The sequence below is a fragment of the Falsiporphyromonas endometrii genome (assembly GCF_042654485.1).
GTDB lineage: Bacteria > Bacteroidota > Bacteroidia > Bacteroidales > Porphyromonadaceae > Porphyromonas > Porphyromonas endometrii.
Map to the genome: position 1 here is coordinate 1 of NZ_JBHSGO010000033.1, position 15497 is coordinate 15497.

Annotated in this window: 11 protein-coding genes; all 11 read right to left on the reverse strand. The window is 41.0% G+C overall.

What is annotated here, in order from left to right; genetic code table 11:
* Positions 1-651: 651 nt before the first annotated feature.
* The 11 genes from ACFO3G_RS01590 to ACFO3G_RS01640 all read right to left on the reverse strand — a co-directional run bounded on the left by ACFO3G_RS01590 (position 652) and on the right by ACFO3G_RS01640 (position 14792).
* Positions 652-2040, reverse strand: a complete 1389-nt coding sequence (locus ACFO3G_RS01590) for a mechanosensitive ion channel family protein (RefSeq protein WP_380077335.1) — start codon at positions 2038-2040, stop codon at positions 652-654.
* A 331-nt stretch (positions 2041-2371) separates the two neighbouring features.
* Positions 2372-3184, reverse strand: coding sequence for a malonyl-ACP O-methyltransferase BioC (gene bioC / locus ACFO3G_RS01595; protein WP_380077337.1), 813 nt, complete (start codon positions 3182-3184; stop codon positions 2372-2374).
* On the reverse strand, positions 3154-3843 hold the full coding sequence (locus ACFO3G_RS01600; protein WP_380077339.1) for a DUF452 family protein: 690 nt from the start codon (positions 3841-3843) through the stop codon (positions 3154-3156). Before ACFO3G_RS01600 ends, bioC begins: the two co-directional genes overlap by 31 nt.
* Positions 3840-5018 (reverse strand): aminotransferase class I/II-fold pyridoxal phosphate-dependent enzyme, encoded by a 1179-nt coding sequence (locus tag ACFO3G_RS01605; RefSeq protein WP_380077341.1) that lies wholly within the window; start codon positions 5016-5018, stop codon positions 3840-3842. The genes ACFO3G_RS01600 and ACFO3G_RS01605 overlap by 4 nt, the downstream gene beginning before the upstream one ends.
* A 49-nt stretch (positions 5019-5067) precedes the next feature.
* Positions 5068-6351, reverse strand: coding sequence for an adenosylmethionine--8-amino-7-oxononanoate transaminase (bioA, locus tag ACFO3G_RS01610; RefSeq protein ID WP_380077343.1), 1284 nt, complete (start codon positions 6349-6351; stop codon positions 5068-5070).
* A 200-nt stretch (positions 6352-6551) separates the two neighbouring features.
* Positions 6552-7973 (reverse strand): MltF family protein, encoded by a 1422-nt coding sequence (locus ACFO3G_RS01615; RefSeq protein WP_380077345.1) that lies wholly within the window; start codon positions 7971-7973, stop codon positions 6552-6554.
* A 30-nt stretch (positions 7974-8003) separates the two neighbouring features.
* The gene (gene rlmD, locus ACFO3G_RS01620; protein ID WP_380077347.1) at positions 8004-9458 is read right to left on the reverse strand and encodes a 23S rRNA (uracil(1939)-C(5))-methyltransferase RlmD; all 1455 of its coding nucleotides are present in this window, start codon (positions 9456-9458) and stop codon (positions 8004-8006) included.
* A gap of 146 nt (positions 9459-9604) precedes the next feature.
* Positions 9605-11002, reverse strand: a complete 1398-nt coding sequence (glmM, locus tag ACFO3G_RS01625; RefSeq protein WP_380077349.1) for a phosphoglucosamine mutase — start codon at positions 11000-11002, stop codon at positions 9605-9607.
* 13 nt (positions 11003-11015) lie between these two features.
* A complete protein-coding gene (locus ACFO3G_RS01630) occupies positions 11016-11630 on the reverse strand; it encodes a DUF4827 family protein (protein ID WP_380077351.1) in 615 nt (204 codons plus the stop codon).
* A 41-nt stretch (positions 11631-11671) separates the two neighbouring features.
* A complete protein-coding gene (locus ACFO3G_RS01635; RefSeq protein ID WP_380077353.1) occupies positions 11672-12745 on the reverse strand; it encodes a DHH family phosphoesterase in 1074 nt (357 codons plus the stop codon).
* A gap of 781 nt (positions 12746-13526) precedes the next feature.
* Positions 13527-14792: a hypothetical protein gene (locus ACFO3G_RS01640; RefSeq protein WP_380077355.1), complete on the reverse strand. Its 1266-nt coding sequence runs from the start codon at positions 14790-14792 to the stop codon at positions 13527-13529.
* Between the last annotated feature and the right edge of the window lie 705 nt (positions 14793-15497).

Genomic DNA, 15497 nt, shown 5'->3' on the forward strand with positions numbered 1-15497 from the left:
GGAAAATTTTAGAAGACTGACGATTGATTATGAGTTTCATGCCGCTACTGCAGAGGCTATGGTTCAACTTGCTTTCTGCAAAATATTGCTTAATAAATTCTCTGAATAATTTTTAAACAGCTTCTAATTATATCTTTCTCTTTTCAGTTACAGATCAATCATTTCTTCAAAGGTAATAAACTATTTAATAGAAATATCATATTGTATAAATTGTTTTATAATGTCTTTCTTTTGACTCGATATAATTTGTTTTAGCTTTCATAATGATATTACGTTTGGTGCCTAATGTTGTGTGTTGATAATGGAGATTATTGCTGTCCGATAAAAACTATTGTGACACTTACAAGATTGAATCCCCTACCTCTTGTCATCACGCCTAACTAAACGGCATTATTTGTCTTGTGGACTTGGCTGTACATCGTACAGAGTTTTCTCGGACAGCCTACCTTTCAATGCTCTTCAACAAAGAAAATCATCCATAAAGGAAAAATCCGTCGTCCCATAANATGGAGATATAAAAATAAGCCCGAACAGATTGTATTGAATCAAATCTATTCGGGCTTATTAGAAGGTTGATGTCAAAGCCTATAAAAGGCTGTATGCAGATTTATTTCCCAAAAAGTAATGGCACAAAGCTCATGCATTTAAGATTTATGCATTGACTTTGTTTGATGGTTTTTGTTGAACGTTCTGTTTGGGAGCCTCCGGCTTATTAGGAATATGCCAAGTCATGGCTTCTATTTCTTTGTATGGTGTACCACCTTCCAACATACCACTGATGATGTAGTCTTGTGCTGATGGGTTTTGGAATGGCTCCAAGTCGAAGAAAGGCATGACTGCTACGCAATGTTCCATTATTTCGGAAGCTATTGACTCGTAGCTTTCCCATGCTTTGTTGGCAGAGAAGCAGTATAGCTGAAGTGGCAATCCATTGGGGGTTGCATCCAAAGTTCTTACCATTAATGTTAGATCTTTGTTGAGTGATGGATGTCTGTCCAAGTAGATTTTCATGTAAGCTCTAAAGAGTCCTGCGTTAGTTTCAATCGTACCGTTAACCAGTTTTTGTGGGTTTTCGGTATTTCTAACTTGACCTGCATCTTGTTGCTGTTGTTTTATCTCGATAAATTTTTTCAGGTCTGTATCAAACTCTTTCATCCGATTTAGGAATTCTTCAGTGCAAGGTTTGATGCTGTCAAGTTTGAGGAGATACTGTTTGACTATTCGTCTCCCTCCGGATTCGGACATTCCTCGCCAGTTGGTGAAGACTCCCGATACAAGCGAATAGGGTGGTAGGGTAGAGATGGTATTGTCCCAGTTCTGAACCTTGACCGTATTAAGGGTGATATCAAGTACAACTCCGTCAACATTTGCACTTGGTACACTAATCCAATCCCCAATCTGAATCATATCATTTTGGGCTAATTGCACTCCTGCCACAAGTCCCAAGATGGTATCTTTAAATATCAACATCAATACTGCTGCAAAAGCTCCAAGACCGGTAATGATAGCAACCGGAGATTTGTTTATTATGATTGCTACAACAGTGATGGCTGTAAGGAAGCATACGATTACCTGTATAATCTGCACAAGTCCTTTGAGAGGTCTATTACGTAGCTTTTCTTTCCCCATCATTGTTTTTCCCATGGCTTTGAGAACCGAGTTGATAGCTAACATCAAGGCGAGACTGAAGTAAATCCAAGTTACTTTGGAGCTAATCTTAAAAATAGCAGAAGAGTGTTTGAATGTTACTTGCAAGAAAGCCGATATAATTAGTGCCGGGAAGACCAGAGAGATGTGTTTTAGACACCTTTTCTCCAAAATTGCTTCAAGAAGTGTAAGCCGTTTGAATTTTAATACCTTCTTTGACAATTTCTCTAAAACCAGGTATATGACCCAAGAAATGAGGAAGGATACCACGACTGTGATACAGAGGAAAATAGATTCGTCTAATGCTTTGGCCATCTGACTTGACATCCCCATCCACATCAACATGTTTCGTACAGCATTTAGTAGTCCAAATGCAATTTCAGTAGTATTCATAATGTCTGTAATTTGGTTTCGTATAATAAGATGTACCCACTTAGAAGAGGTCGATCCCAAAATGTCATTAAACCATATTGAAAGGAAACAGGCAATGACAAATTGGACTCTCTTTCAGAAGACATATGTGGGTTTATCGAAGCTTTGGACGAAGGTATAAAATAAAATACAATCTTGGCACTCTATTGTATGTGTTGGATTGTAGAGGCTATGGTAGCTTTTAGAGAGCATAAAAAGTAGGACTTCAAACAATGTTTTGGACTCATGAAGCAAACTGTTTGCTTTTTAAATTGAGAATGTTTCCTTTTGCAACATTCTCTACATCTACTTTTCAATGAGAAGCAAGCTTTTTCTTATGCTTTGCGAGTATAAATATTGGCTTGTAGGTGAGAGAAACCTTGCTTGTTCCTTCTATCTTATATTCATTTTGATATTGATTGACAAAGCTCTTAAGCTTGGATGGAGTCCAAAAGTTGAGGTCTTCGAGGGTGTTATTTGCCGAGACTCCTGTATGTTTGATATGCTTGAGCACCTCATATGGCGAGTCGAATGGAATGACAATCTCCCTTTGGTACATCTTAAGCAGGTCATATTTTTTGCTAAGCATCTCTTTTAGCTCTTCAATCTTCGGATAAATGAGCCCTTTTCCTGTAAGGGTAGAAAACTCTTTCATTGTTCCCGGTGCATAGGTAGATATAGCCAATAGTCCATCTTTTGCAAGGGATTTAGACATATTGTCAAAGAAAAGAGGTGGATTCTTAAACCATTGAATGGCTGAGGAAGAGACAATTAGACTGTATTGCTCTTTTGGTAAGTCTAATGTTTCTGCGTCTTGACAAATGAGGTGACATGTTGTGTCTTTTTCAATCTGCTCTTTGGCAATTGTAATTGCATCTTCGAATAGGTCATTGAGGGTATAGTTTTTTATCTGAAATACCTCTGCGATCTTACGGCTTAGCAGACCGGTACCACATCCTATCTCAAGGACTTGTGGTATAATCGTACCTTTTGGAATAATGTTCAATAGGTTGTCTATAAGCTCTTTTACTGCCTCTTTTTGAGCTAAGGCATTGTCTTCATAAGAGCTTAGAGCTTTCTGAAATCTGGTTGCAATTAATCTTTTGAAGGAATGATATCGCTCCATTTGTGATAGTTTGAGAATACATAATGTTCGGCCCCTTCTATTTTTATAAAGGGGATCTGATGTGACTGCCAGTAGTAAATCTGGTTTTCGGGCGGTATGATAAGATCTTTTTCGGGGACAATAGCTTTTGTCCAATCCAGGTTAGATGGGATAAAGTCCTCTCCTTGTAGTTTCATGCTTGCCTGCCGTACCGTGTCAAGCTCATCTCTGACCTCTTGTGTTGTCCTGCTTTCAAGTGATTTTAGTAGATGTCTATGAGCTTTTCCTCCACACATACGAAGATTGAAGCGCTTTCTGTTTTCTTCGGAGATGCCTTTTAGTGTTGCAATAAACATACGCCTCGGAATCCCCAATTTATCGTGCATCGGTATAGGTGTGCCCGCGATTGCTGTAGCAGAGGTTAGCTCAGGAAGCTGTTTGTTGATAGCGACCGTTTCTGCACCCCATACCCCCATTGACCATGCAACGAGATCAATCTGTCTGTATTTTGTAAAGTCACACTGAGGGTTAAATAGGATATCTCTGTAGTCATAACAGCAAATAAGGTCTGTGCTATCGGGAAGTTCCAAATGCTCAATGGCTGTCTGATCCATAGACCATCCATCGAAAAATAGGATAAGCTTCTCTGCTTTCGGATCTATTTTGTAGAAGTATTTCATTGTTTCTTAAATTTTGAAAGTGCATCGATAGCCACTTCTAAGTTGGCAATGTCTGTTGAAGCTGTTAGGCTGAGTCTCAGTCTTGCAGTCCCTTGTGGTACAGTCGGAGGTCTTACAGCAGGGCAGAAGTAACCCTCCTTATTAAGGTAATCTGAGGCTTGCAAAGCCAACTCATTATCTCCGAATATAAAAGGAATGATTTGAGAAGAGGAGGGCATATCGAACCCACGGTCTTTAGCAAGCTGCCTTATCTTGGCCGCCTTCATGTGAAGAGCATTTCTTTCTTCGTTGAATGACCGGATATGTTGAAATATAAACTTATTCCATTGGTAGATGATAGGAGGCAGAGCTGTCGAAAATATCAAAGACCTTGATCGATTGATTAGATAGTCTTTGATGGTTTGTGAGGTGACAATGTATCCGCCCATTCCGGCCATCGCTTTACCGAAAGTTGCACATAGGATATCTATCTCTTGGATGACTCCGACAGATTCTGACAGACCAAGACCATTTTCCCCAAATACTCCTGCCGCATGAGCCTCATCTACATACAGGATAATCTTGTCAAAATATCTTCTTTTCAGATTGACCAACTCACGCAGGTCTGCCACATCTCCATCCATGCTGTAGACACTTTCAACCATGATAATTAGTTCGTCATAGCTGTCGATGTTTCTTTTGACAATCCTTTCGAGACCATCTATATCGTTATGCCTAAATCGTTCGAATCGAGTATTTGTAAGCCTCAAGCCATCAATCATGGATGCATGAACAAGTTTATCGGCAATGACAAGTGTGTTTTTGTCGGCGATGGCTGATATGATGCCGACATTCATATGGTAGCCACTGTTGAATACAAGAGCTGCTTCTCGGTGATAAGTGTTTTTGAGAAGATCTTCCAGTTGGTCCATCACCTCGAAATTGCCGGTAAGAAGGCGAGATGAAGTGGAACCAAAAGCTGAAGTCGGAAGCTTTTGGTCGAGCTCTTGTTTGAAAAACATTTCGACAAGATCTTCTCTTGCTCCAAGTCCAAGATAATCGTTTGAAGCAAGATTGATCATTGGCTTGCCATTGATTGTAAATTGATCGTTGAGATAAGAAATAGTCCTAAACTGACGAAGTGATCCCATCTTTTCGATTTGAATCAACTCCTCTTTAAGTCTGTCTTCGAGCATTGTAAATAGCTATGATAATTGGAGGTATATCTACTTTCGGGGATGAATGTCAGAAAGTCTCTTTGATTACTTTGATAAGTCCATGTGTAAGTTTACTCAAATCATCCGAGTTGATGATATAGGGAGGCATGATATAGCAGTTGCAATTGAAGGGCCGGATCCAAATACCCTCCCTTACGAAAGCTTGTTGCATCTTTGCCATATCTACAGGAGTCTTTGTTTCGATGACGCCGATAGCTCCCAGGGCTCTAACCTCTTTGACACAATCAAGAGAAGCTGCCGGAGCAAGTTCTTCTTTGAGTTGCTCTTCAATCGCCTTAACCCTTTTTTGCCATGGAGTTGAACGAAGGAGTTTGATACTTGCTGTGGCAATAGCACAAGCCATCGGATTTCCCATAAATGTTGGACCGTGCATAAAACAACCTGCCTCGCCCGAGCATATCGTGTCGGCAATTTCCTTTGTTGTGATGGATGCAGATAGAGTCATATATCCTCCGGTAATGGCTTTACCTATGGTCATAATATCAGGGATAACCTCAGCATGAGATCCTCCCCACAACCTTCCAGTACGACCAAAGCCCGTGGCAATCTCATCGAAGATAAGCACAATGCCGTTTTGATGACAAAGCTTTTGTGCCTCCTTAAGAAAGTTGGGGTGATAAAAATACATGCCCCCCGCTCCTTGAACAATGGGCTCAAGGATAAGAGCTGCCAATTCGTTGCCATATTGCCGGATCAAGTCTTTGAGAGGGTCAAGACAACTCTCGTCCCACTCTTCATTGTATTTGCATGAAGGGCTGGGGATGAAGTGTTGTGTGGGCAAAGCTCCACTAAAAAGACTATGCATGCCGGTAACCGGATCACATACACTCATCGCATGCCAAGTATCTCCGTGATAGCCGCGTCTGATTGTGGCAAAGCGGAATCTCTGCTTCTCCCCTTTGGCATGTTGATATTGGATAGCCATCTTAAGAGCAACCTCTACAGCTACCGACCCGGAGTCTGCATAGAATATCTGATCAAGTCCTTTGGGTAAGATCTCAAGCAGTTGTTCGGCAAGTTCGACAGCCGGTTTATGTGTCATGCCGCCAAACATTACATGGCTCATCTCTTTGAGCTGCTTCTCGGCTGCTTCATTGAGTTCAGGAACATTATATCCATGGATACATGCCCACCAAGAGCTCATTCCATCTATTAGCTCAGTGCCGTCTTCAAGATATATTCGTACTCCGTTTGCATTTTTGACAGGATATACAGGAAGTGGATCGATTGTTGATGTATAGGGATGCCACAGATGATTGCGGTCAATATCTAATTCTTCTTTTAGGTTCATCTTTACTGATCTTTTTATGTTATCACATCAATCAAGGTCTCACAGCAAGTCTCTTCATCATGAAGTGCTTGTTTATTTTGGGTAATCTGTAATATCTGACCTTGACTTCCAAAGGTAGCAAGTTTGGATGATAAGTGGAGACATTTCGAAGAGTGTGGATGCTGAAGAGAAGGTTTTTTGCAAGATCCAATCTTACATTCTTAATGCTTATGCGATTCGTACCAGTTCATAATCTTATTGACATATCTTGTGGCACTTCCTCCTCGGAGATATCCCGCTTTACATACAGAGTCGTTGTAGTAGACGGGGTCGTTCTTAAGTCTGAGATACTTTTCGATATGTTCAGACCAAATCAATGGATTGTGATGATATTTTTTGGCAAGTCGTTGAGCATCTTGTACGTGTGCGGGTCCAACATTGTAAGCAGCAAGGGTAATCTTAATTTCGTCGGGAGAATTGCCCTTGATCCCCAATGCCTTTTTTGTTGCTAAAAGACAATCTACAGCTACCCTAATAGATGTTTCCGGATCGAGTAGCTGTTGATTGTTGGCACCAAATCTTCTGCCGGTAGCAGGCATAATCCCCATCAGGCCTCTTGCACTGCTCCAACCGATGACCTTAGGGTTGAATCTTGATTCGGTGTAAGCAATGGAGGCAAGAAGTTGCCAAGGCCATCCCAATCTCATTGCATGATGCTTAAAGAGATCGTCATAAGGGCTGAGTTTCCCTTTGGTAAGCCTGTGCTTTCTTTTATTCTTGGTTGATACAATCTCTTCTGAACTGCTGTCCGAATCATTTTTGCTTTGTTCGAAATACCTTTTATAAATAGACAGGTAGGCCGATTTGTTGGGGATTGTTTTAGCCCAATCATTGATTGATTTGGCAAGCATGATCCGATCCTTTTTGACAATCCAACTAAGTCTTTGTTTGAGTCCGACCTCTACTGATATATCTATATTGTCGTAGTATGTTCGACTTAGCATAGCAAGCTTCTCATCGGCAAATGTCAATTTGATCTTCTTTTCTGCCACATCTTCAATCAAATCTTCATCAGTGATGGTGTCTCCTCGAAGGATTGTACATTTGATGCCCCCTCCCAGCTCTTCATTGAGATGTCTTAGACGATTTGCTGCCCTTGTCTTTTCGGCAACACATACCTCTTTGCCGGGCAGTTGGGCCGTGGAGGTGACCATGCTATCTGATTTGACTTGCACCAAGACCATAGCCGATCGCTCTACCGGACCGACAAACTGATATTTCTTTTTTGCCGTCTGTGTGATAGCTTGTGGCGTGATACAGAGGTCTGCTTTGCCTGAATCAATGGCATCCAGCATCTCTTTGGTATTGGCCGCAACAATAAGTTTAAATGGTTTCTTGATAGATTGTGCATAAAGTTTGGCAAGATCATATTCATATCCCATGTCCTCTCCTCTAAAATAGAAGTAGGTTGTCGAACCGGATAAGGTTACAAATCTCAATGTATCCGGTATTGAATCACTGACAGGTAATGTCTCACTCGTGACACTCCTTCTACAACTTGAGAGGTCAAATGTGAATATATAATATGCAATCAGGGCAACAAGACAACCGATTGCTATCCTATAAATCTCTTTCTTTTTCATCAATCTATCTCAATCTAAAATGTGTTGCAATCAAAACTCATCTTTGATTTCAAGTAATACAACATTTTCGATATGATGTGTCTGTGGAAACATATCCACTGCCTGAGATTTGAGCAGTCTGTATCTTCTGTCTTCCATCAAGAGAGCCAAATCTCTGGCTTGTGTAGATGGGTTGCAGCTGACATATACAATTCGTTTGGGAGCAATCTTTAGGATGGTGTCGATGACATCTTTGTGCATACCGGCTCTTGGAGGGTCGGTAATAATTACATCCGGTTTGCCATTGGTCTGGATAAACTCATCATTTAAGACATCTTTCATATCGCCGGCAAAGAATGTGCAGTTGCCGATGTTATTGATTTCGCAATTGATGCGCGCGTCCTTGACCGCATCTTCAACATATTCGATTCCTACAACTTTTTTGCATCCGCGAGATACGAAAGATGCAATTGTGCCGGTTCCGGTATATAGGTCATAAACCAAGTCTTCCTGTTCTAATTGTGCAAAATCTCTTACAACCGAATAGAGCTTGTAGGCCTGATGGCTGTTGGTCTGGTAAAATGATTTTGCACCGATACCAAACTTTAGCCCTTCCATCTCTTCAACAATGTAGTTGCGCCCGGAATATACCTCTATATCGAGATCTTGTAGCGTGTCATTGCATTTTGGGTTAATGACATATAGCAGGGAGGTAATTTCCGGAAAAGCAATATTGATCGCATTGAGCAAGGTGTCTCTTTTCTCTTTGTCATCCAAGAAAAACATGACAAGGACCATTATCTCCCCGGTGGAAGTGGTTCGAATCATTAAGTTTCTCATAAAACCCTCCTGTGCTCTAAGGTCGAAGAAGGGATAATCTTCAATCCTCTCGATACACCAATCACGAACGAACTGTCTGATCTTTTCTACAATAGGCCTGCCTAAGTGGCATTCTTGCAGGTCAATTACTTTGTCGAAGAGTTTTGGTACATGAAATCCGAGGCCAGGTTCTTTGAAAGGGATATTAACCTTTTCGCCATCTTCATTCAGTTGTTGAGGCATTTCGCCCGGCAAAAGCCATCTTTTGTTGCTGAATGTAAATTCAAGTTTGTTGCGATAATGGTAGCATTCATCTGCTCCCACGATGGGAAGATATTCTTTCGGAAAGACTTTGCCAAGTCTGCTATGAGCATCGATTACCTGTTGTTGCTTGGCTTCAAGTTGTTTGGCATATGGGATATGTTGCCAAGCACATCCGCCACAATGTCCAAAATGTCGGCAAACCGGTTCGGTTCGTTCAGGCGAAAGGGTAGTAATCTTGTCGATACGACCTTCTATATATGAATGTTTCTTTTTGACTACCTGTATATCGCATATATCTCCCGGAGCGGCATATGGTACGAAGACAACGAGGTCGTCGACTCTGCCAATGGCTTTTCCTTCTCCGGCAATATTTGTAATCTCAACGTCTTTTAATAGGGGTAATGGTTTACGTTTGCGTGCCATTGTTGATTATCTATGAATTGTGCAATCTATCTGATTATAATTGTTAGAAGCTGTTTTTAACCTATTGAAAAACAGCTTCTAACAATCTTCCAAAACAATTGTTTGGGGGGTGTCATTATAATATGACAGTCATATGAGAGGGCGATTTAAGCCTTTTTCAATACCTCTTGGATCTTATCTACGAACTTCAGAGCCAAATCGTCTGCTTCTTTCTGTGTCGGAGCCTCAGTGTAAACCCTAATAATAGGTTCTGTATTGCTTCGTCTGACATGTACCCAACTTTTTTCGAAGTCAATTTTAACACCGTCAATGGTGATTGGATGATGTTCTTTCATCACTTCTGCAAAATTGTTTAGTACCTCAATGGTATTGGTACCTTCAGGAACCTCTACTCTTTGCTTAGACATAAAGTAAGTTGGAAGATTCTCTCTGATTGAGCTAAGAGTTTGCTTACGTTTAGCCATCATGGTAAGAATTATGGCAACTCCAACAAGTGCATCTCTTCCATAATGAAGTTCCGGGTAGATAACACCTCCATTGCCTTCTCCACCAATCACGGCATTGGTACGTTTCATCTCGGCAACAACATTGACTTCCCCAACAGCAGCAGCTGAGTATTTGCCTCCATGTTTTTCTGTAATGTCTCTCAAGGCTCGGCTTGAGCTGAGGTTGGAGACTGTATTGCCGGCACCGGATACCGAAAGAATATAATCAGCTACAGCTACCAAAGTGTACTCTTCACCAAAGAAATTGCCATTCTCATCTACCAATGCCAATCGGTCAACGTCCGGGTCAACTACGACACCCAAATCACATTTTTGCTCCTTTACAAGGCTGCAAATCTCTGTAAGGTGTTTGGGTAATGGTTCCGGATTGTGTGCAAAGTTTCCATTAGGTTCTGTATTGAGAGGTACAATTTCTTCGACCCCAAGAGCTGTAAGAAGTTTGGGTATAGCAATACCTCCAACCGAATTTACAGCATCAACAGCAACCTTGAAGTGAGCCTCTTTGATGGCCTTCTGGTCAACTACCTTCAAATCCAAGACTTGGCGAATATGTTCGTCGGTATAATCTTCATCAACAACCACTTCACCCAACTTATCTACTTCTGAGAAGTTAAAGGCTTCGTTGTCAGCCATTGAGAGCACCATCTTCCCTTGCTTGTCATTGAGAAATTCGCCATTGTTGTCCAATAGCTTAAGTGCATTCCAATGTTTTGGATTGTGGCTGGCTGTGATAATAATACCACCATCGGCTTTGTAGTGTTGTACAGCCATTTCTGTCGTAGGAGTAGTTGCAAGATCAATGTCGATGACATCACATCCTGAAGCCATCAAAGAGCCAACTACAATGTGTTTTACCATTGGTCCGGATATGCGGGCATCTCGTCCGACAACGATTCTTGGAGCATCTACCTTTGTAGATTCCTTTATAAAAGTGGCATATGCTGTTACGAATTTTGCTATGCTGAGAGGATTGAGTCCCTCCTCTTTCTTACCGCCAATTGTTCCGCGGATACCTGAAATAGATTTAATTAAAGACATTTTGCCCTCCGTATTATCTAAATGTATATTCAACTTCTTCCACATATACCGGATTGCCTGATTCGTAAAGGAAATCGGGTCCTATGACAAAAGGTATGATCAACTTCGCGCGTGCGTGATTTCCTAATAATGACATCGGATAAGCAAGCCCTTCACACATGTATTGTGTAAGATTGTAACCCGGATCCGGATTGATGAGCTCAAAATGAATTTCTCCCTGCTGATAGTAGTTGCGGTAGATAAATTCGATAGGTTGATATTTGCCGGAAGAGAGGCTGTTGAAATCGAGTTTGCGATTTGCCGGAGCTTTTGGATCCAGCACTTCTCCTTTGAGGCGAATGTATATGTGAGTTTTATTTTCGACTGCACGCTCTTCATTTCCTTTGTCCAGTACTTGCATATACAGCCCATTGGGCATGATATACATTATATTAGGATCAAATTCGGTCTGCTTGTCAGAAGCAGTCTTGACCTTAATATTATTCTCATCAATAAACTGTGCGATAATCTTTCGTTCGTCTTTTTTCATTCTCGAAACTGAACGAATGCTTTTCTTATCGCAAGATGTAAGTGTGATGGTAGCACAGAATAAACTGAACAACATCAGGAATATGGTTGTCTTTTTCATAAGCTATAATTTTCTTTTCGCTAAGATAATAAGTCTTTGTTTTATTTGTTATGAATTTTCTTGAACTCATCAATGATCATCTTTGCCGGAATTTCCGGATTGGATACATCATGGTATTCGGCTCCGGCGGCATTCTTATGGCCTCCACCACCAAAGAGTTTGGTAGCAACTTCATTGACAGGGTAGTCTCCTTGTGATCGAAATGATATTTTCAGAAGATTGTCACGTTGTCTGATAAAGAACGAATAATGTATTCCCTCTATGTTGAGAGGTTCGTTGACAAAGCCCTCGGTCTCGTCATCTTTTACACCAAATCTAACCATCTCTTCTTTGGTCAAAATGAAATATGCCAACCCAATCTCGGGAACGAATGTGAGCTTTTCGCCCATTACATAACCCTTTAACTTCACTTGAGACATGGTATTGCGATGGTAAATCTCATGAATAAGAGCCTCTTTATCTGCACCATAATCCAAAAGCCTTCCGGCAACTTCAAATACAGTAGACTTTTCAGACTGGTAACTAAAACATCCCGTATCTGTAATAATACCGCAAAGAATAGATTTGGCTATCTCCGGGGTAATATATTTTTGCCAACCAACAGCGTGGATAAGGTTGAATACCAACTCAGCAGTAGAAGACGACCCGGGAAAACTGAAGGATAGACAGAAGAAATCTAAATTGGGATACAAATGATGATCAATCAATATCTTAGGTGCTTTGCTGTCAATTAGGACAGTAGAAAGCTTTTGACCAACCCGTTCGGGTGATTGGAAGTCCAAGCAAAAAATAAGATCGGCATCCAAAATAAGTTTTTCTGCATCGACATTGATCGTATGATTTTGATCGTAAATGTAAATCTCATCAATAAGATAAAGTCCGTCAAGGATCCTCGGAGCCGGATTGGGAAGAATGATGTTTATTTCTTTGTCCGGGTATGCGTTGCGAAGTGTGCCGACAAAACCGGTACAGCTGCCCACTGCATCACCATCGGGACCAATATGCCCCAAGACACAAATCTTATTGGCTGCTTCTACTTTCGTACGCAGATCAGAATAGCGATCAGCATCGAAGGGGAGAGCTTCTGCTCCTATAGGAATATTTGTTTTCGTCATATCATTCATTTTGTATCATCATCAGTTGCTAACTCTACAAGGCAACAATTGACCATATTAACCGACAAAGATACGAAAGTTGATAAATAATTATTGCTGCCCGATAAAAGTTTGAAAGGACATATTGATGATGCTCAAATGCCGAATATCTGCAGTTGAGTATTTCATTTTTACAAGATAAGCCCCCTCCTAATCAAAAAGAGAGAGTGTTGGAGGAGTATCTGCTCGAGCTTTTAGGAGTATTTCCCAGTCTTTTTAGGAGTGATCGAACAAGCTATAGAAGTCTACGTAGTACATCAGGGTTATTTTTACCATGGTTGCCAATCCGGAAAAGCTCCAAGAGCGGGTAAGTCTTTTCTTTATGATCGTTAAGAGGAGATTGGCAATGAGCGTTACCCATATCTGTATCTTGATGGCATTGGCATTCTCGCCATAGAAGTATTTAAGCGGAAAATTCTGTTTGAGCTACTTAAAAAGGAGCTCTATCTCCCATCTTTTGCGATAAATCTCTATGATTTCTCTCAGATCTAAATACATATCAGTTGGTTACCAGAGATATAAACCGATGATTTCTCATATCCACATAGCTTTTAATATAGAGAAAATGAATGCAAAGAGGCTGAAAAACGGATACAATTCTCCAGATAATTGTGAGTCTAATTTTAGCCCTCACCTAAAATTGGAAGCTTACACTCAAAAAATGATGGGGTGCTAAAAAATGAGGCTGAATCATTACGAATAATGACACAGCCTCATGTTCAGTAGCTTTTTGGCCAGTAGCTTATTGTGCTAAAGCGAACTTATAAGTTCCCTTAGTAGTTACTACTAAGTAATTCCCTGTTGGTAGTTGCGCTAGCGACTGTATAGCTATACCCTCAGCATCAGCAACCAACTCAGCAACAGCCACACCCATCATATCAAATAGGTAAGCTTTCTCTCCAGCCGTCAGTCCAGACACATGTAGTTCCTTAGTTATAGAATGGAACTGTATCTTCACTTCACTTGACTCTACATAGTCTGTAGAGCGATGAGACTCAGGCAGGATGATACAAGAGGAAGCTATATTGCCCAAAGCATTCCATACACCCATCAATTTCGTGCCATCCGGTGTAGAGCCTTTATCAACTCTTCCTCCTGTCGGAAGTTCAACGAAGCAATCCTTGAGCGTGATCGTCTTAGCAACGACACCACCCTCAGCACTTACTTTAGATCTCTCTATCGTCAGAGTAGCTCCAAAGTTAGGATCAAATATGGCAGCTCCTCCCTTTGCTGTAACCATCGTATTAGAGATGACCAAGTTAGCTCCTTCACCCAGAGGCGCTATACCCATATGGTTAGAGTCTGTACTAATACTCTCTAGTAAGCCTTTACCTGTAATGCGCACGGTGCTTTTTTCAAAAGCAAAAGCATTACCATTGCTCTCTATATGGTTCTTTCCGATGAGGTTGATTGTGAGCGTGTCGGGACCAAACTCATTAATATTGAGCATAACCATATCGTCCTTCGTCGTAAGGTTAGCATTCTCTAACGTGAGCGTCTTATTTTCTGCATCATATCGTACAGCACCATCTTTACCAACACCCTGTCCAGCGAGTACATTCTCTTGGTTTTTTGAGGAAATGCCTATTCCAGCCACCACGATTGGATACGTTGTTACGCTTCCTGGTAAGATTGTGTAGCTCTGTGCCAGATTGCCATATTGATCTGCGATAGCTTGGAGTGTACCTAATTCATCCTCAATAGAACCAACAAAAGCGCCTTCAGGCTCTGAGAAATAGCAATCGTTGAGGGTGATCTGTTTAAAAGCAGTTTCTCCAGCCTTTACTGTTGAATGATTTATAACCAAGTTAGCATCGCATTGTGGATTTTGTAAAGAGCCATCCACTATAAGCGTTGTGCTATCAACAAGCAAGCTAGCTCCAGGACCATTTACCGAAAAGGTTATGAGGTGATCATCGTTGCCATTAGATACAGATATAGATCCTGGACCCGTAAGACGAACGTTTGAATCACTTATCTTAACTGTATTTGTAGAAAAAGCGAGCATACTGTTCTCTCCGACTAGGCGCACAGTGACAGTATCGGATTTCGTGTTTATAATCGATAGTCTACTGGTTTGCTCTCTAGACTTAAGGATTGCATTGTTTAGTGTGAGGGTCTTAGTCTCAGCGTCATAGCTGACACATCCGTCACGCCCCTCACCTTTTCCTTCGAGGACGTTCGGATTGCTCTCTGATAGAGATATCCAAACACCCTCCACCCAAATACTTTGAGATCTCGCAGTTGATACGTTAGAGAATAGTAAAGCTACTGAAAGTAGCCAAAGCCATAATAGTCGTTGCTTCATAGTTTAGCAGTTAGTGTGTCCCCTCAGACTCCTATGGGAGACATTGATTACTTAGTCATTACGAAGAAGCGTGGAGTCTGTACTCATCAACTGCTAAACACAAGCTCTTTAGAATTATCCCTCTAGATACAGTAATGACAAGACAACAGCACCCCACGTAAACTTGTGAAGAAGCCACACCATCACACTCTTATCTATCTAGTCAATTTTCTGATGATTTGTGTTTTAGAAGAATGAAGCAACGCTTCCTATTTATCTATGATGAATCGAAAAAAATAGGGGGCTGTGTCATTATTCGTAATGATTCAGCCTCTAATTTTTTAGCAACCCCTCATTTTTGGAGTTTAAGCAGCCAATTTTTGGATGGGAGCTACCATTGGACTCACAGGAACTCCTAAAACAGAT